General features: G+C 54.2%; 16 protein-coding genes and 3 tRNA genes. 12 read left to right on the plus strand and 7 right to left on the minus strand.

Annotated elements, in window-relative coordinates:
• The first annotated feature begins 22 nt into the window (after nucleotides 1-22).
• The 5 genes from tcyJ to sdiA all read left to right on the plus strand — a co-directional run bounded on the left by tcyJ (nucleotide 23) and on the right by sdiA (nucleotide 4300).
• Entirely contained in the window at nucleotides 23-823 is an 801-nt protein-coding gene (gene tcyJ / locus NQ842_RS09770) for a cystine ABC transporter substrate-binding protein (protein ID WP_014832457.1), read from the plus strand.
• A 107-nt stretch (nucleotides 824-930) separates the two neighbouring features.
• Nucleotides 931-1917 carry a D-cysteine desulfhydrase gene (gene dcyD / locus NQ842_RS09775; RefSeq protein WP_014832456.1) on the plus strand — a complete coding sequence of 329 codons (987 nt, stop codon included), beginning with the start codon at nucleotides 931-933 and terminating at the stop codon, nucleotides 1915-1917.
• Between the two features lie 21 nt (nucleotides 1918-1938).
• Nucleotides 1939-2607 carry a cystine ABC transporter permease gene (tcyL, locus tag NQ842_RS09780; protein WP_013096022.1) on the plus strand — a complete coding sequence of 223 codons (669 nt, stop codon included), beginning with the start codon at nucleotides 1939-1941 and terminating at the stop codon, nucleotides 2605-2607.
• Nucleotides 2604-3356 (plus strand): L-cystine ABC transporter ATP-binding protein TcyN, encoded by a 753-nt coding sequence (tcyN, locus tag NQ842_RS09785; protein ID WP_047360947.1) that lies wholly within the window; start codon nucleotides 2604-2606, stop codon nucleotides 3354-3356. Before tcyL ends, tcyN begins: the two co-directional genes overlap by 4 nt.
• Before the next feature lie 221 nt (nucleotides 3357-3577).
• Entirely contained in the window at nucleotides 3578-4300 is a 723-nt protein-coding gene (gene sdiA / locus NQ842_RS09790) for a transcriptional regulator SdiA (protein ID WP_014832454.1), read from the plus strand.
• 65 nt (nucleotides 4301-4365) lie between these two features.
• Here sdiA and NQ842_RS09795 read toward each other — a convergent pair whose 3' ends face one another.
• On the minus strand, nucleotides 4366-4590 hold the full coding sequence (locus NQ842_RS09795; protein ID WP_014832453.1) for a DUF2594 family protein: 225 nt from the start codon (nucleotides 4588-4590) through the stop codon (nucleotides 4366-4368).
• Nucleotides 4591-5057: 467 nt separating this feature from the next.
• Between NQ842_RS09795 and uvrY the strand changes: the two genes are divergently transcribed.
• The 6 genes from uvrY to NQ842_RS09825 all read left to right on the plus strand — a co-directional run bounded on the left by uvrY (nucleotide 5058) and on the right by NQ842_RS09825 (nucleotide 8594).
• A complete protein-coding gene (gene uvrY, locus NQ842_RS09800) occupies nucleotides 5058-5714 on the plus strand; it encodes a UvrY/SirA/GacA family response regulator transcription factor (RefSeq protein WP_013096026.1) in 657 nt (218 codons plus the stop codon).
• On the plus strand, nucleotides 5711-7543 hold the full coding sequence (uvrC, locus tag NQ842_RS09805; protein WP_013096027.1) for an excinuclease ABC subunit UvrC: 1833 nt from the start codon (nucleotides 5711-5713) through the stop codon (nucleotides 7541-7543). Before uvrY ends, uvrC begins: the two co-directional genes overlap by 4 nt.
• Nucleotides 7544-7599: 56 nt before the next feature.
• On the plus strand, nucleotides 7600-8148 hold the full coding sequence (gene pgsA, locus NQ842_RS09810; protein WP_046888002.1) for a CDP-diacylglycerol--glycerol-3-phosphate 3-phosphatidyltransferase: 549 nt from the start codon (nucleotides 7600-7602) through the stop codon (nucleotides 8146-8148).
• Between the two features lie 152 nt (nucleotides 8149-8300).
• Nucleotides 8301-8376, plus strand: a tRNA-Gly gene (locus tag NQ842_RS09815).
• A 46-nt stretch (nucleotides 8377-8422) separates the two neighbouring features.
• Nucleotides 8423-8496, plus strand: a tRNA-Cys gene (locus NQ842_RS09820).
• An 11-nt stretch (nucleotides 8497-8507) separates the two neighbouring features.
• Nucleotides 8508-8594, plus strand: a tRNA-Leu gene (locus tag NQ842_RS09825).
• An 82-nt stretch (nucleotides 8595-8676) separates the two neighbouring features.
• Here the strand turns inward: NQ842_RS09825 and NQ842_RS09830 are convergent.
• From NQ842_RS09830 to NQ842_RS09850, 5 genes are all read right to left on the minus strand, one after another.
• Nucleotides 8677-9393: an ABC transporter ATP-binding protein gene (locus tag NQ842_RS09830; protein ID WP_014832448.1), complete on the minus strand. Its 717-nt coding sequence runs from the start codon at nucleotides 9391-9393 to the stop codon at nucleotides 8677-8679.
• Nucleotides 9390-10265: an ATP-binding cassette domain-containing protein gene (locus NQ842_RS09835; RefSeq protein ID WP_257256791.1), complete on the minus strand. Its 876-nt coding sequence runs from the start codon at nucleotides 10263-10265 to the stop codon at nucleotides 9390-9392. Before NQ842_RS09835 ends, NQ842_RS09830 begins: the two co-directional genes overlap by 4 nt.
• Nucleotides 10262-11536 carry a high-affinity branched-chain amino acid ABC transporter permease LivM gene (gene livM, locus NQ842_RS09840; protein WP_257256792.1) on the minus strand — a complete coding sequence of 425 codons (1275 nt, stop codon included), beginning with the start codon at nucleotides 11534-11536 and terminating at the stop codon, nucleotides 10262-10264. The genes NQ842_RS09835 and livM overlap by 4 nt, the downstream gene beginning before the upstream one ends.
• A gap of 11 nt (nucleotides 11537-11547) precedes the next feature.
• Nucleotides 11548-12462, minus strand: coding sequence for a branched-chain amino acid ABC transporter permease (locus NQ842_RS09845; protein ID WP_014832445.1), 915 nt, complete (start codon nucleotides 12460-12462; stop codon nucleotides 11548-11550).
• Nucleotides 12463-12561: 99 nt separating this feature from the next.
• Nucleotides 12562-13683 carry a branched-chain amino acid ABC transporter substrate-binding protein gene (locus NQ842_RS09850; RefSeq protein WP_014832444.1) on the minus strand — a complete coding sequence of 374 codons (1122 nt, stop codon included), beginning with the start codon at nucleotides 13681-13683 and terminating at the stop codon, nucleotides 12562-12564.
• Between the two features lie 424 nt (nucleotides 13684-14107).
• Between NQ842_RS09850 and NQ842_RS09855 the strand changes: the two genes are divergently transcribed.
• Entirely contained in the window at nucleotides 14108-14776 is a 669-nt protein-coding gene (locus tag NQ842_RS09855; protein WP_014832443.1) for a YecA family protein, read from the plus strand.
• Nucleotides 14777-14809: 33 nt separating this feature from the next.
• Here the strand turns inward: NQ842_RS09855 and tyrP are convergent, their stop codons facing one another.
• On the minus strand, nucleotides 14810-16021 hold the full coding sequence (gene tyrP / locus NQ842_RS09860) for a tyrosine transporter TyrP (RefSeq protein ID WP_257256793.1): 1212 nt from the start codon (nucleotides 16019-16021) through the stop codon (nucleotides 14810-14812).
• Nucleotides 16022-16187: the final 166 nt, after the last annotated feature.

Here is a 16187-nt window from a genome sequence, read left to right on the forward strand (position 1 = left end):
ATTCCACTATATCGGGGTACTTATGAAATTAGCTCTTCTGGGTCGTCAAGCACTGATGGGCGTCATGGCCGTTGCGCTGGTCGCAGGCATGAGCGTGAAAACGTTCGCCGCAGAGAACCTGCTTAATAAAGTGAAAGAGCGCGGTACGCTGCTGGTCGGGCTGGAAGGAACCTATCCTCCGTTCAGCTTCCAGGGCGATGACGGTAAATTGACCGGTTTCGAAGTGGAATTTGCGGAAGAACTGGCGAAACACCTTGGCGTGAAAGCGTCCCTGAAACCGACCAAATGGGACGGTATGCTGGCGTCGCTGGACTCCAAACGTATTGATGTGGTGATTAACCAGGTGACCATTTCTGACGAGCGTAAGAAGAAGTACGACTTCTCCACGCCGTACACCGTGTCCGGTATCCAGGCGCTGGTGAAGAAAGGTAACGAAGGCTCAATCAAAACTGCCGCGGACCTGAAAGGTAAGAAAGTCGGTGTCGGTCTGGGCACCAACTACGAAGAGTGGCTGCGCCAGAACGTTCAGGGTGTGGATATCCGCACTTATGATGATGACCCGACAAAATACCAGGATCTCCGCGTTGGCCGTATCGATGCCATCCTGGTTGACCGTCTGGCGGCGCTGGATCTGGTGAAGAAAACCAACAACACCCTGGCAGTCGCCGGTGATGCGTTCTCTCGTCAGGAGTCCGGTATTGCTATCCGTAAAGGAAACGAAGACCTGGTCAAGGCGATCGACGCCGCGATTGCTGATATGCAAAAAGACGGCAGCCTGAAAGCCCTTTCTGAGAAGTGGTTTGGGGCAGACGTCACCAAATAAGTCTGTGACGTTAAAAAAAGGCGCTTTTAAAAGCGCCTTTTTTATTTCTTACGCGTCTGCGTGCATAATGAAAAATATCACATTTTGTCTGAGTTACCGGAGAACCCATGTCACTACAGAATTTAACGCGTTTTCCCCGCCTGGAATTTATCGGCGCGCCGACGCCGCTGGAGTATCTGCCGCGATTTTCTGACTATTTAGGGCGCGATATTTTTATTAAACGCGATGACGTGACGCCCATGGCAATGGGGGGCAATAAGCTGCGTAAACTGGAGTTTCTGGCGGCTGACGCACTGCGCGAAGGGGCTGATACCCTCATCACCGCAGGCGCGATTCAGTCCAACCACGTTCGTCAGACGGCGGCGGTGGCGGCAAAACTCGGGCTGCACTGTGTGGCATTGCTGGAAAACCCAATCGGTACGCGGGCAGAAAACTACCTGACCAACGGAAACCGTCTGCTGTTGGATCTGTTTAATGTCCAGGTTGAAATGGTCGACGCGTTAACCGACCCGACCGCACAACTCGATGAGCTGGCCACACGTCTGGAAGCACAGGGTTTCCGTCCCTATGTCATTCCAGTGGGCGGGTCGAATGCGCTGGGTGCGCTGGGGTATGTGGAAAGCGCGCTGGAAATTGCTCAGCAGTGTGAGGGGGCGGTAAGCCTCTCCTCAGTGGTGGTTGCTTCCGGCAGTGCGGGGACGCACGCGGGGCTGGCCGTCGGTCTGGAGCAACTGCTGCCGGAGGTGGAGCTGATTGGTGTAACGGTATCGCGCAGCGTTGCAGATCAGAAACCCAAAGTGGTGAGCTTGCAGCAGGCGGTGGCCGGGCAGCTGGAGCTGAAGGCAAAGGCCGATATTCTGCTCTGGGACGACTATTTTGCGCCGGGTTACGGCACGCCGAACGAAGAGGGGATGGAAGCGGTTAAACTGCTGGCGCGCCTCGAGGGGATATTGCTTGATCCGGTCTATACGGGCAAAGCGATGGCCGGGCTTATTGATGGCATTGCGCAGAAACGCTTTAAGGATGAAGGGCCGATTTTATTTGTGCATACCGGCGGGGCGCCCGCGCTGTTTGCCTATCATCCTCATGTCTAAAAATCAGGTCGAAAAATAATAATGCAAGAAAGTATTCAACTGGTTATCGATTCGCTGCCGTTCCTGCTGAAAGGCGCGGTGTTTACATTACAGCTCAGTATTGGTGGCATGTTCTTCGGCCTGGTACTCGGGTTTGTGCTGGCCTTAATGCGTATGTCACCCGTCTGGCCGGTGCGCTGGCTGGCTCGTTTTTATATCTCGGTGTTTCGCGGTACCCCGCTTATCGCGCAGCTCTTTATGATCTACTACGGCTTACCGCAGTTCGGGATTGAGCTGGATCCGATCCCGGCAGCGATGATTGGCCTGTCGCTCAATACGGCAGCGTATACCTCGGAAACCCTGCGCGCGGCTATTTCGTCGATTGATAAAGGGCAGTGGGAAGCCGCGGCCAGTATCGGTATGACACCGTGGCAGACTTTGCGCCGGGCCATTCTGCCGCAGGCGGCGCGGGTGGCGCTGCCGCCACTCAGCAACAGCTTTATCAGCCTGGTGAAAGACACCTCGCTGGCGGCGACGATTCAGGTGCCGGAGCTGTTCCGTCAGGCGCAGCTTATCACCTCGCGCACGCTTGAAGTGTTTACCATGTACCTCGCGGCCTCGCTGATCTACTGGGTGATGGCGACGGTGCTGTCTGCCCTGCAAAACTACTTTGAAAACCAGCTTAACCGCCAGGAGCGTGATCCAAAATGAGTGCTATCGACGTTAAAAACCTGGTGAAGAAATTCCACGGGCAAACGGTGCTCCACGGAATCGATCTGGAGGTTGAAAAGGGTGAGGTGGTGGCGATTATCGGCCCGAGCGGCTCAGGGAAAACCACGCTGCTGCGCAGCATTAACCTGCTTGAACAGCCGGAGGGCGGCACCATCCGGGTCGGGGAGATCACCATTGATACCGGTAAATCCATCAGCCAGCAAAAAGGTCTGATCCGCCAGTTGCGCCAGCACGTAGGGTTTGTTTTCCAGAACTTCAATCTGTTCCCGCACCGGACGGTACTGGAGAATATTATTGAAGGACCGGTGATCGTCAAAGGTGAACCGAAAGAGGAAGCCACGGCGCGCGCACGTGAGTTGCTTGCAAAAGTCGGGCTCGCCGGGAAAGAGACCAGCTATCCGCGTCGTTTGTCGGGGGGACAACAGCAGCGTGTGGCGATAGCCCGCGCGCTGGCGATGCGCCCGGATGTTATCCTCTTTGACGAGCCCACCTCGGCGCTCGATCCTGAACTGGTGGGCGAGGTACTGAACACCATTCGTCAGCTGGCACAGGAAAAACGCACCATGGTGATTGTGACCCATGAAATGAGCTTTGCCCGCGACGTGGCAGACCGGGCCATTTTTATGGATCAGGGGCGGATTGTGGAGCAGGGACCGGCAAAAAGTTTATTTGCCAACCCTCAGCAGCCGCGAACCCGTCAATTCCTTGAAAAATTCCTTATGCAGTAGCATTTTTGCGCGCATTTGCTCCAGATTTGTCCTCTGGAGCAAATTATTCTCTCGCGGCGTCGTCTCTCATGTTTTTTTATTCCGCTTAGTTCAGATAAACCTTATCAAAACTAAAGTTAATTGTGTTATTGCCGATATTTTGTGGTTAGAAATAAGTTTTATGTGTTAGGTTATATTCACCTTAATAATGAATATCATTTCAGAGGCTTCATTTAGTAAGTATGAAGGATTCAGACTTTTTCACCTGGCGACGGGAATGCTTCCTCCGGTTTCAGGCGCTGTCCTGTGTCAGTGAGGTATATCAGGAACTACAGCGACAAACTCAGGCGCTCGAATTTGATTATTACGCACTCTGTGTGCGCCATCCTGTGCCATTTACGCGGCCAAAGATATCTGTTCACGCTACGTATCCACAACGGTGGATGGCGCATTATCAGTCAGAGAATTATTTCGCCATTGATCCGGTACTGAAACCGGAGAATTTCATTCAGGGCCATTTACCCTGGACGGATGAATTATTCGCGGATGCCCAGGCATTATGGAATGGCGCACGTGACCACGGCTTGCGTAAGGGAATAACCCAGTGTCTGATGCTGCCAAATCACGCGCTCGGTTTCCTCTCCGTTTCTCGTACTAGCATACTGGAGGGGGGAATAGGGAGCGAAGAAATAGAGTTGCGGTTGCAAATGCTGCTGCAAATGGCGTTAACCACCCTGTTGCGTTTCGAAGATGAGATGGTGATGCCACCTGAAATGAAATTCAGCAAACGTGAGCGTGAAATTCTGAAATGGACCGCGGAAGGGAAGACGTCGGCGGAAATAGCGATCATTCTCTCTATCTCGGAGAATACCGTTAACTTCCATCAGAAGAATATGCAGAAGAAATTCAATGCGCCAAACAAGACGCAGATTGCATGTTATGCGGCGGCGACAGGGTTAATCTGAACGGATAGAATGTTCTGCGTGCCAGACGAGATAACGGCTGAATGCAATGCATCCAGCCGTTTGTTTTACTGGCGGTAAGCTTGTTTGATTTGCTTAACGGTATTGGCAAATACCGCTGACTCAGCCTGGTCTTCCATCTGCGCGATTTGCTTTTCCATTTTAATGATCACACGTCCGGCGTCAGCCTGGCCCATTGCCTGTAACATCAGCGTCAGCAGCGCTTTCAGACAGTTGACTTCCTGGGCCAGTTCCTGGTTATTCTCCGCAGTTGCAAATTCAGGTGTGCTCATTTATTTTCCTCGTTATAAAACAGCGCTCGCGCGCGATGATGCAAGTCAAGGCGGCGGAGTATACCACAAGCTGATCCAAAAAATGCAGCGGTTGTTTTTCATACTTTTACGCAGGTTGTTTATTTGCATAAACACCGCCTGCCAGTAAACTGCCCATCAGTCGAACATTATTAATTGTTTATGGACGGTTCGCTTGCCGTTAATTATTGTTACAAAAATTTGAGAACTGTTTTTTTACCCGTGAGGGGTGTCCGCTTTTTGTAACTTTTTGAATACAGATGCTTAAAAAAAGCCGTACAAGCGCTTGCTGAGCGGGCTTTCTTTCCAGCTGCTGTACAGGCTAATTTCCAAAAACGAGAGCGAAATCGAATAGCCGGTTTTTTAACGTTTTAATCTTGTGAGGAAAAACGGTAATATAAACCTCATTATCACTCAGTAGCGTTATCCCTATTCTGGAGACATTCCCTTTGATCAACGTCCTTCTTGTTGATGACCACGAACTGGTGCGCGCAGGGATACGACGCATTCTTGAAGATATAAAAGGTATAAAAGTTGCCGGTGAAGCCTGCTGCGGCGAAGATGCGGTAAAATGGTGCCGCACCAATTCAGCCGATGTGGTGTTGATGGATATGAACATGCCCGGTATCGGTGGACTTGAAGCAACACGCAAAATCGCGCGTACCTTTGTTGACACTAAAGTCATCATGCTGACCGTGCATACCGAAAACCCGCTTCCTGCGAAGGTGATGCAGGCGGGCGCGGCGGGTTACCTCAGTAAAGGTGCCGCGCCGCAGGAAGTGGTGAACGCGATTCGCTCCGTCTTTGCCGGCCAGCGTTATATTGCTTCCGACATTGCGCAACAAATGGCGCTGAGCCAGATTGAGCCGGAGAAAACCGAATCTCCGTTTGCCAGTTTGTCTGAGCGTGAATTGCAGATTATGCTGATGATCACCAAAGGCCAGAAGGTGAATGAGATTTCGGAGCAACTGAATCTCAGCCCGAAAACGGTGAACAGCTATCGTTATCGGATGTTCAGTAAACTGAACATCCACGGTGATGTTGAACTGACTCATCTTGCCATCCGTCATGGTCTGTGTAATGCGGAGACGTTATTAAGTCAGTGAGTGATGTATTTGATTCAAAAGCATTTCTGAAAACCGTGACCAGCCAGCCTGGCGTTTATCGCATGTATGACGCTGGCGGTACGGTTATCTACGTGGGGAAGGCGAAAGATCTCAAGAAACGCCTCTCCAGCTATTTTCGCAGCAACCTTGCCTCCCGTAAGACTGAAGCGCTGGTCGCGCTCATCCAGAATATTGATGTCACCGTCACCCATACGGAGACTGAAGCACTCCTGCTCGAGCACAACTATATTAAGCTCTATCAGCCGCGCTATAACGTGCTGTTGCGGGATGATAAATCCTACCCGTTTATTTTTCTGAGCGGCGATACCCATCCCCGGCTCGCGATGCACCGTGGTGCGAAACATGCGAAGGGTGAATACTTCGGGCCGTTTCCTAACGGCTATGCCGTGCGTGAGACGCTGGCGCTGCTGCAAAAAATCTTTCCTGTTCGTCAGTGCGAAAACAGTGTCTACCGTAACCGCTCGCGCCCGTGCCTGCAGTACCAGATTGGCCGCTGCCTGGGGCCCTGCGTCGCCGGGCTGGTGAGTGAAGAGGAGTATGCGCAGCAGGTTGAGTACGTGCGCCTGTTTTTAGCCGGTAAAGACGATCAGGTGCTGACCCAGCTGATTGCCCGTATGGAGAAGGCCAGCGCCGCACTGGAATTTGAAGAGGCTGCGCGGATACGCGACCAGATCCAGGCGGTGCGCCGGGTGACGGAGAAACAGTTTGTTTCGAACACCGGTGACGATCTCGACGTGATTGGTGTTGCCTTTGATGCCGGTCTGGCCTGCGTGCATGTGCTGTTTATCCGTCAGGGAAAAGTGCTCGGCAGCCGCAGCTATTTCCCGAAAGTGCCTGGCGGTACGGAGCTGGGTGAAGTGGTTGAAACCTTTGTCGGCCAGTTTTATCTGCAGGGGAGCCAGATGCGCACGCTGCCCTCGGAGATCCTGCTTGATTTTAATCTTGCCGATAAAACCCTGCTGGCGGATTCCTTATCCGAACTGGCGGGACGCCGGGTGAATGTCCAGACCAAACCGCGCGGCGACCGTGCGCGTTATCTGAAGCTGGCGCGTACCAATGCCGCGACAGCGCTGAGCACAAAACTTTCCCAGCAGTCGACGGTCAGCCAGCGTTTAACGGCGCTGGCGACGCTCCTGAAGTTGCCGGAAGTGAAACGCATGGAGTGTTTCGACATCAGCCATACTATGGGGGAGCAGACCGTTGCCTCCTGCGTGGTGTTTGATGCGAATGGTCCGCTGCGTGCAGAGTATCGTCGCTACAATATCACCGGCATCACCCCGGGGGATGACTATGCGGCAATGAATCAGGTGCTGCGCCGTCGCTATGGTAAAGCCATTGAAGAGAGCAAGATCCCGGATGTGATCCTGATCGACGGTGGGAAAGGGCAGCTTGGCCAGGCGAAGGCGGTCTTTGAATCCCTTGATGTCAGCTGGGATAAAAACCATCCCTTACTGTTAGGGGTGGCAAAAGGGGCCGATCGTAAAGCCGGGCTGGAGACGCTGTTCTTCGAGCCGGAAGGTGAGGGCTTTAGCCTGCCGCCGGATTCCCCGGCACTGCATGTTATTCAACATATTCGCGATGAGTCACACGATCACGCCATCAGCGGCCACCGTAAAAAACGGGCGAAGGTGAAAAATACCAGTACCCTGGAGACCATTGAAGGCGTTGGGCCAAAACGTCGCCAGATGCTGCTGAAGTATATGGGCGGATTGCAAGGACTACTCAACGCCAGCATGGAAGAAATTGCAAAAGTGCCGGGTATTTCGCAAGGGCTGGCAGAAAAGATCTACTACTCGTTGAAACATTGAGGGCTCTGTAGCAACATAGAGCTAAATTTTACTGACAACAAATAGTTACCGTCATTATGCAATATAACATCCCTACGTTGCTCACTCTCTTTCGCGTCGTGCTTATCCCGTTCTTTGTACTCGCGTTTTATTTGCCGGTTGTCTGGGCACCGTTCGCCTGTGCGCTGATTTTCCTGGTTGCCGCGGTCACCGACTGGTTTGATGGCTATCTGGCGCGCCGCTGGAACCAAAGCACCCGTTTTGGTGCTTTCCTTGATCCGGTGGCCGATAAAGTGATGGTGGCTATTGCCATGGTGCTGGTGGCTGAACATTACCACACCTGGTGGGTGACTCTGCCAGCCGCCACCATGATCGGACGTGAGATCATCATCTCTGCACTGCGTGAATGGATGGCTGAGCTGGGTAAACGCAGCAGCGTGGCGGTATCCTGGATCGGGAAAGTGAAAACCACCGCGCAGATGGCGGCGCTGGTCTGGATGCTGTGGCGTCCGAACGCCTGGGTAGAATGGGCGGGAATCGGCCTGCTGTGGGTTGCCGCGGTGCTGACACTGTGGTCAATGCTGCAGTATTTGAACGCGGCACGCGGAGATTTGCTTGAACAGTGATCGTTTCGCCGTAATTTTCAGCAAACGATCCGGGGATGCAAAAAATAACGTTGACTCATCACGTCATATCAGTAGAATGCAACGCATCGAACGGCGGCACAGTTAGCCGGACGATAATGAAATCAAGTGGTTAGCAGTTAACTTGATGACATGCGGGAATAGCTCAGTTGGTAGAGCACGACCTTGCCAAGGTCGGGGTCGCGAGTTCGAGTCTCGTTTCCCGCTCCAGATTAAAGACATGCGCAATCGCGGGTGTCAGTTTAAAAAGTTTTACGGCGCGTTAGCAAAGCGGTTATGTAGCGGATTGCAAATCCGTCTAGTCCGGTTCGACTCCGGAACGCGCCTCCACTTTCTTCCCTGGCCGGATGGTGGAATCGGTAGACACAAGGGATTTAAAATCCCTCGGCGTTCGCGCTGTGTGGGTTCAAGTCCCACTCCGGCTACCATGGGAAACAAAGAATAATCAAAGCAATAAGCAGTGTCGTGAAACCACCGAAAGGTGGTTTTTTTGTGTCTGCAAATCCGATATCACACCCCGCCCAAATACGCCTTCCTCACCTCCTGATTTCCCAGCAATTCCTCACCGCTGCCGCTCAGGCGGATCTGCCCGTTAACCATCACGTAGCCGCGGTCAGAAAGCTTCAGCGCGTGGTGCGCATTCTGCTCCACCAGAAAAATGGTCATCCCGTTGCGGGCCAGTTCGCGCAGCGTCTGGAAGATCTGTTTCACCACAATCGGGGCCAGGCCGAGGCTGGGTTCATCCAGTAACAGGAGTTTAGGGCGGCTCATCAGCGCCCGGGCGATGGCCAGCATCTGCTGTTCCCCGCCGGACATGGTCATCGCGCGCTGTTTACGCCGCTCTTTGAGGCGAGGGAAGAGGTCAAACATCGTTTGCATATCTTCTGTCGCAAACTGACTGCCAATGGGGATGGTCCCCATCAGCAGGTTCTCTTCCACGGTCATATCGGGAAAAATGCGTCGTCCTTCCGGCGCCTGGGCAATGCCTTCGGAGGCGACATAGTGGGTCGATTTATGACTGATGTCCTCTCCGCAAAACACGATCTGCCCGCTGCGAATACGCGGCTGGCCGAAGATAGACATCAGTAATGTCGATTTACCCGCGCCGTTAGCACCAATCAGCGCCACGGTTTCCCCTTTGTTTACTTCAAGAGTTACCTGTTTCAGCGCCTGGATCACGCCGTAGAATACGTCCACTTCGCGGAAGGCCAGCATCGGAGTGCTCATAGATTGACCTCGCTTTCATCGGTGCCCAGATACGCGGCAATCACTTTTTCATCATGCTGGATCTGCTCGGGTTTCCCTCTGGCGATGACGTCTCCATGGTCGAGCACAAAAATGTCGTCCGAAATCTCCATCACCATCCCCATATCGTGTTCAATCAACAGTACCGTGATGCCGTGGTGGTCGCGCAGAAAGCGGATAATGTTGCTCAGCTTGTGCGTTTCAACCGGGTTGAGCCCGGCGGCGGGTTCATCCAGACAGATCATTTCTGGTCCGGTGCACATGGCTCGCGCGATTTCCAGACGCCGCTGCTGGCCGTAGGATATCTCGCCCGCCAGGCGATTGGCACACTCCACAAGATCCACCACCTCAAGCCAGTAGAAGGCCCTGTCCAGGGCGTCGCTCTCTGCCCGTCGGTAAGCGGGAGTATTGAGAATTCCGGCGAGCAAATTACGGTTAACGCGCATATGCTGTGCGACCAGCAGGTTTTCAACGACCGACATCTCACGGAACAGGCGGATGTTCTGGAAAGTACGTGCCAGCCCGGCGCGGTTAACCAGATGCGTCCCGCCAAACATCTTATAGAAAAGGCGCTGCCCCAACTGTGCTGGATTTATCCAGTCACCCGGCTGGAATTTTTGCCCGAGCACCTGAATGACGTTGGTCGTTTTGTTGCGTGCAGTAAACTGGATGCTCCCGCCGGACGCTTTATAGAAGCCGGTGAGGCAGTTAAAGACGGTGGTTTTGCCAGCACCGTTTGGGCCGATAAGGGCGGTAATCGAGCCGCGCTGCACGTCGAGATTGACGTCATTAAGCGCCCTGATCCCACCAAAATGCATCATCAGGTGCTCTACGCTTAAAATCGTTCCGTTCATGGCGCCACGCCCTTACGCACGGCAAACCCGCTGCGGTTAATGCGGATCAACCCGCGCGGACGCCAGATCATCATCACCACCATCAGCATGCCAAACAGCAGGACGCGATACTCAGCAAAGCTGCGCAACAGTTCGGGTGTCACGGTGAGCACAAAGGCTGCCAGCACGACACCAAGCGTTGAGCCCATGCCGCCCAGCACCACGATGGCGAGGATCAGCGCAGATTCAAAAAAGGTGAACGAGGTTGGATTCACAAACCCCTGATAGGTGGCAAAGAACACGCCCGCAATCCCGGCCGTTGACGCGCCCAGCGTAAAGGCCGAAAGTTTAACCAGCACATGGTTGAGGCCCATGGAGCGGCAGGCGATTTCATCTTCCCGCAGGGCTTCCCATGCCCGGCCAATCGGCATTCGCGTCAGGCGATGCTTGATATAAAGCACCAGCACCACCACCAGAAACAGCACCGCGTAAATAAAGATAAACTTCATATTCGGGTTGTACGTCAGATGGAAAAACTCATGAAATGGCACGCCACCTTCTTTGGCGCGTCGACCAAACTCCAGACCGAAAAACGTGGGCGGCGGGGCTGACACGCCATTAGGCCCGCCGGTAAAGGTTAGCCAGTTGTTCAGCACCAGACGGATAATTTCCCCGAACCCGAGCGTCACAATCGCCAGGTAGTCGCCATGCATGCGCAGCACCGGGAAGCCGAGCAGGGCACCGGCGGCAGCGGCCATGATTGCCGCCAGCGGCAGCATGCTCCAGAATCCGAGTCCCAGATATTGATACCCCAACGCCAGTCCGTAAGCGCCGATGGCGTAGAAGGCGACATACCCCAGATCCAGCAGTCCGGCCAGACCCACGACGATATTCAGGCCGAGGCCGAGCAGGACGTAAATCAGCCCGAGGATAGCAACCGTCAACAGGTATTTGGTGGCGACAAAGGGGAAGCAGATCGCAAGGGCGATCGCCAGAGGAATAACCCAGCGCAGGCGGCTTTTGTATTCCGGCGGGCGAACATATACCCCCGCGCTGTCGGCCTCGAACCGCGCCTGAAAACGGGCCCCCGCAGCGGTACTTAAAAAAGCGCTCAGCAGAAAACGCCCAACCATCACTGTGCCGACCATCCAGGCCAGTCGCTGTCCGGCAAAGTTAAAGCTATACCCGTCCAGCACCACGCCTGCAATCGGGCCAAAAATAATCAATGCGATCAGCCCGGAAAACATCGCGTCCAGCAGGCAGCGCTTGAGGGAGAAACCGTGTGATGTCATCGTTTTCTCCTTCACACTTTGGCCACAACAGGGCGGCCGAGCAGCCCCTGAGGACGAAAAATCAGGATCATGACCAGCAGCCCAAACGAGAACACATCTTTGTAGTCCGAGTTCACCATGCCGGAGAACTGGGCTTCCGCCACCCCCAGAATCAGCCCGCCGAGCATCGCGCCGGGCAAAGAGCCGATCCCCCCGAGCACCGCGGCCGTGAAGGCCTTGATACCAATGACAAACCCGACGTAGAAATCAAAAGTGCCGTAATTCATGGTAATGAGCACACCCGCCAGACCGGCCATTGCCGCGCCGATGACAAATACCAGTGAAATAATCCTGTCGGTATTTATCCCCAGAATGGAGGCCATTTTTCGATCCTGTTGTACCGCGCGGCACATTCGTCCCAGCCGGGTATGGCTGATTATCCAGGTGAGTAACAGCATCCCGGCAAAGGAGGCGAGCAGAATGAATACTTTGGTATAGGTGATCTGCACGAACCCCTCTCCCAGATGCAGACGAATCACGCCATCCAGCATGGTGGGAACCCCTTGCTGACGCGGCCCCTGGCTCAGTTGCGCGTAGTTTTGCAGGATAAGCGACATGCCGATGGCGGAGATCAGCGGCGCCAGACGGGTGGAGTTGCGTAGCGGTTTATAGGCAATGCGTTCGATGGTCCAGCCATAGACCCCGGTGACCACCATGGTGAATACCAGCGTGCCGAGGATCAGCAGAGGGAATGACTGCAGGCCGAAGAAGGAGAGCAGCGCCAGGCCAATCGCGCAGAGATAGGCAGAGATCATATACACTTCGCCGTGGGCGAAGTTAATCATCCCGATGATGCCGTACACCATCGTATACCCGATGGCGATCAGTCCGTAGACGGAGCCCAGCGTTAAGCCATTAATTAACTGTTGCAGGAAGAATGTACTCATCTTAGCGCGCTCTTTATAACGGCCGCGCAACCCGCGCAGCCAGATGTGTTGTTTGCGTCGGCAGGCGGCCCTGCCGACGTTGAGCGTGACTCCGTCCCGTTACGGCACTTCCTTATACTTACCTTTGTCGTCCCACTGATACACCACGTAGTCAGAGACTTTCAGATCGCCTTTGCTGTCCCAGGCTTTTTTACCCATCACCGTATCGACCGAATTCGCCTTCAGCCATTCGCTGGCTTTGGCTGAATCCTTGCCACCCGTGGCCTTGAATGCCGCGGCGATAGCCTGCACGGAGGCATAGGAGTAGAGGGTGTAACCTTCCGGTTCGAATTTACCCGCACGGAATTTCTCAATGACCGCTTTACCGTCCGGGATCAGGCGCGGATCTTTACCGAAGGTCATATAGATGCCGTTGGTATATTGAGGGCCACCCGCCGCGGTCACCATCTCTTCATTGACAATACAGTCGCCGGAGAAGAATTTTGCCTGCACCCCCTGTTCGCGCATCTGACGAACCAGCGGACCGGCTTCAGGGTGGCAGCCCCCGAAGAACACCACGTCCGGTTTTTGCGCCCCAATTTTGGTGACCAGGGCGTTAAAGTCTTTTTCCCCGCGGGATAACCCTTCGTACATCACATCCTGCACGCCGCGTTTTGCCAGTGCGGCTTTGGTGGCGTCCGCCAGGCCCTGGCCGTAGGTGTCTTTATCATGAATGATCACTACCCGTTTGGCTTTCAGCTTGTCGATAATGAAATCGCTGGCGACCTGGCCCTGCTGGTCATCGCGGCCGCACATGCGGAACATATCGCTCATGCCGCGTTCGGTAATCAGCGGGTTGGTGGAGCCAGGTGTGATGGCGATGATCCCCGCGTCGCTGTATACCTCGGAGGCGGGCATGGTGGACGAGGAGCAGAAATGGCCGACTACCGCGTTGACTTTATCCTGGTCGACTAAACGGTTGGCGACGGCAACGGCCTGCTTGGGCTCGCAGGCATCATCTCCCTGAACCAGCTTAATTTTTTCACCGTTGATCCCGCCAGCGGCGTTAATGTCCTCTGCAGCTTGTGTTGCGCCGTGCCAGTACTGATCGCCGTAGGTGGCATTGGGGCCTGTGAATGGCCCGGCCACGCCAATGACAATATCTGCCCGGGCGGAAAATGCCGTCACCAGACAACCGGCCAACACAAGAGAAAGAGGAGTTCTGATTAATTTCAGCGACATTATTGTGTTCCTTAGCAAAGAGGTTTTTGCACCACGGTGTAAACCCGAACGCCCGACGGCGCAGCCAATCAAAAACACCAGCGAGAAAAAAATGATTCAACGAACAAGATACAGTCAGCATCCTGCTTAATACGGCGAGGTTTCCATGCGCAGTGTCGCGTGCAGAACATTAAGCAAAATCGTTGCCAGAATGGTTAACCCATTGACGGCGTTGCGACATGTTGAGTATAGAGCGCCGTTTTACGCAGCCTTGCGGGACACGCTGAAATTACAGCGGAGATCACATCTCATTAACAATAAAGCCCATAAGTTGTGCAAGGGTCACGATTTGCACGTTTTTGCAGCAATAATTCGCGTAACTTCCGCCGGGAAAGGCGTACGATATGTGTTAGGATCCTTTCCTTTTTGATCAGGAGTGTCAGCAATGACTGAAGGCCCATTAAATGAAAGCGAAATGGAGTGGCTGGAAGAGACGTTAATGTCTTACGGTCATGACGATGCGTCCGTGATTGACGTGTCCGAACTGGACGGCATGCTTACGGCAGTGCTTTCCGGCCCCGTGGTTGTCGAGCCAGACACCTGGCTGGTGGCGGTATGGGGCGGCGAGAAATATATCCCGCGCTGGAAAAACGATCGTGAAATGAACCGTTTTATCGATCTCTGCTTTAAGCATATGAACGATATTGCTGAGCGCCTGAGCGAATTCCCGGAACAGTTTGAGCCAATGTTTGGTTATAACGACGTGGACGGCCAGAGCTACACCGTTGTGGAAGAGTGGTGCTATGGCTATATGCGCGGCGTGTCGCTGACCGACTGGTCTGCACTGCCTGAAGAGCTGAAAGCGGATCTGGATGCCATTGCGCTTCACGGCTCAGAAGAGCACAGCGAGAAACTGGATGCCCTGAGCGAAGAGGAGTACATCGCCAGCATCGAGCGTATTCAGCCAGCGGCGCTGCGTTTGTACGACTACTGGTCAGCTAACCCTCAGCAGCCGGAAGCGCAGAAACCGATTGTGAACGGCACAAAGGTCGGGCGTAACGATCCGTGTCCGTGCGGCAGCGGGAAGAAGTTTAAGAGCTGTTGCCTGCACTGATAAAAAAAGGGGCTGTTGATAGCCCCCTTTTTTTTACCCCACTTCCGGCAGCATTCCCGCCGCAATTAAGAATTGCACCAGAATAATGACCACCCCGCAGGCAAACACAATGCACAGCAGCGGTTTTCCGCCCGCCACCCGGTACCCTTGCCGGGGATGCTGTTGACGGCTTTTCCACGCCAGCAGAGAAGGGAGCAACAGGGCAAGGACGGATAGCGCCACCCCCGCATACCCCAGCGCCATGACAAACCCGCGCGGATAGAACAGGGCAAAGGCCAGCGGAGGCAGAAAGGTGATCGCCCCCGTCTGTAAGCGACCGGAGACGGAATTGCGACGCTGGAACAGATCCGCCAGATAATCAAACAGACCGAGCGCCACGCCCAGGAATGACGTGGCCAGCGCCAGATCGGCAAACAGGTGTACCGCCAGTTCCACGTGTGGCGACGTGACCACTTCACGCAGCGCCAGCAGAAAACCGTTCAGACCGGCGTGTTCCGCCATCAAGCCAATAAAAGTGGAAGAATCGATACTGCCCAGCGTTACCAGTTGCCAGAAAATGTAGGCGATCAGCGGGATGGCGCTACCGATGACAAACACGCGGCGAAGCTTGCGAATATCGCCGTTCATATAGCTGACAATGCTTGGCACACTGCCATGGAAGCCAAATGAGGTAAAAATGACCGGGATCGCGGAAAGCGCCAGCCCTTTTTCCAGCGGCAGCGTCAGCAGGTTGACTTTGTGAACATGCGGTGCCAGCAGAACCAGCATTACGATCAGAAAGAGAATTTTGGCGCTGAACAAGAAACGGTTAAACAGATCGACCAGCGAGGTGCCCACACAGACCACGCCGCCGCCGATGAGCGTAAAGAAGATGGCCCCCGTCGCCGGGGTGATACCCGAACCGAACCCGTCGTTCACGCTGGAGGCGATCAATTCCCCGGCACCGCTAATATAGGCGGCAGTGAGGGCATACATCAGGAACATCATGCTAAAGCCGGTAGTCCACTGGCCGTAACGGCCCAGATAGCGTGCCGCAAGCGAACCCAGCCCGGTATCGGCAGGCACGTGCTGATACACCTCAAGCAGCAACAGCGCGGTGTAACACATTAATGCCCAGAGTGTGCCCAGCAGCAACAAGGTCATACCAAATCCGACGCCCGCGGCGGCCAGCGGCATCGCCAGCATTCCTGCGCCAATCGTCGTTCCTGCGACGATAAAAATACTTCCCAGGGTTCTGTTTTTCACGCTTTCCTCTACAACGCTTCACGATCGCGACAAAATCTGCGGCGCAGAGTAAGGGAAAAGCCGTATTTCGTCAAATCACCGTTACAAGCTATGTAATATAAAATTTACACTTTTGGCGGGCATAAGCTGCCCGGTAAGTCACTGATCCTTCTGATACGAGGGCCTA

The organism is Enterobacter cloacae complex sp. R_G8 (genome assembly GCF_024599795.1).
Lineage (GTDB): Bacteria > Pseudomonadota > Gammaproteobacteria > Enterobacterales > Enterobacteriaceae > Enterobacter > Enterobacter dissolvens.

Coding starts and splice junctions, on each gene's coding strand:
- tcyJ (WP_014832457.1), top strand. CDS start 23: ATGAAATTAGCTCTTCTGGGTCGTCAAGCACTGATGGGCGTCATGGCC.
- dcyD (WP_014832456.1), top strand. CDS start 931: ATGTCACTACAGAATTTAACGCGTTTTCCCCGCCTGGAATTTATCGGC.
- tcyL (WP_013096022.1), top strand. CDS start 1,939: ATGCAAGAAAGTATTCAACTGGTTATCGATTCGCTGCCGTTCCTGCTG.
- tcyN (WP_047360947.1), top strand. CDS start 2,604: ATGAGTGCTATCGACGTTAAAAACCTGGTGAAGAAATTCCACGGGCAA.
- sdiA (WP_014832454.1), top strand. CDS start 3,578: ATGAAGGATTCAGACTTTTTCACCTGGCGACGGGAATGCTTCCTCCGG.
- NQ842_RS09795 (WP_014832453.1), bottom strand. CDS start 4,590: ATGAGCACACCTGAATTTGCAACTGCGGAGAATAACCAGGAACTGGCC.
- pgsA (WP_046888002.1), top strand. CDS start 7,600: ATGCAATATAACATCCCTACGTTGCTCACTCTCTTTCGCGTCGTGCTT.
- NQ842_RS09830 (WP_014832448.1), bottom strand. CDS start 9,393: ATGAGCACTCCGATGCTGGCCTTCCGCGAAGTGGACGTATTCTACGGC.
- NQ842_RS09835 (WP_257256791.1), bottom strand. CDS start 10,265: ATGAACGGAACGATTTTAAGCGTAGAGCACCTGATGATGCATTTTGGT.
- livM (WP_257256792.1), bottom strand. CDS start 11,536: ATGACATCACACGGTTTCTCCCTCAAGCGCTGCCTGCTGGACGCGATG.
- NQ842_RS09845 (WP_014832445.1), bottom strand. CDS start 12,462: ATGAGTACATTCTTCCTGCAACAGTTAATTAATGGCTTAACGCTGGGC.
- NQ842_RS09850 (WP_014832444.1), bottom strand. CDS start 13,683: ATGTCGCTGAAATTAATCAGAACTCCTCTTTCTCTTGTGTTGGCCGGT.
- NQ842_RS09855 (WP_014832443.1), top strand. CDS start 14,108: ATGACTGAAGGCCCATTAAATGAAAGCGAAATGGAGTGGCTGGAAGAG.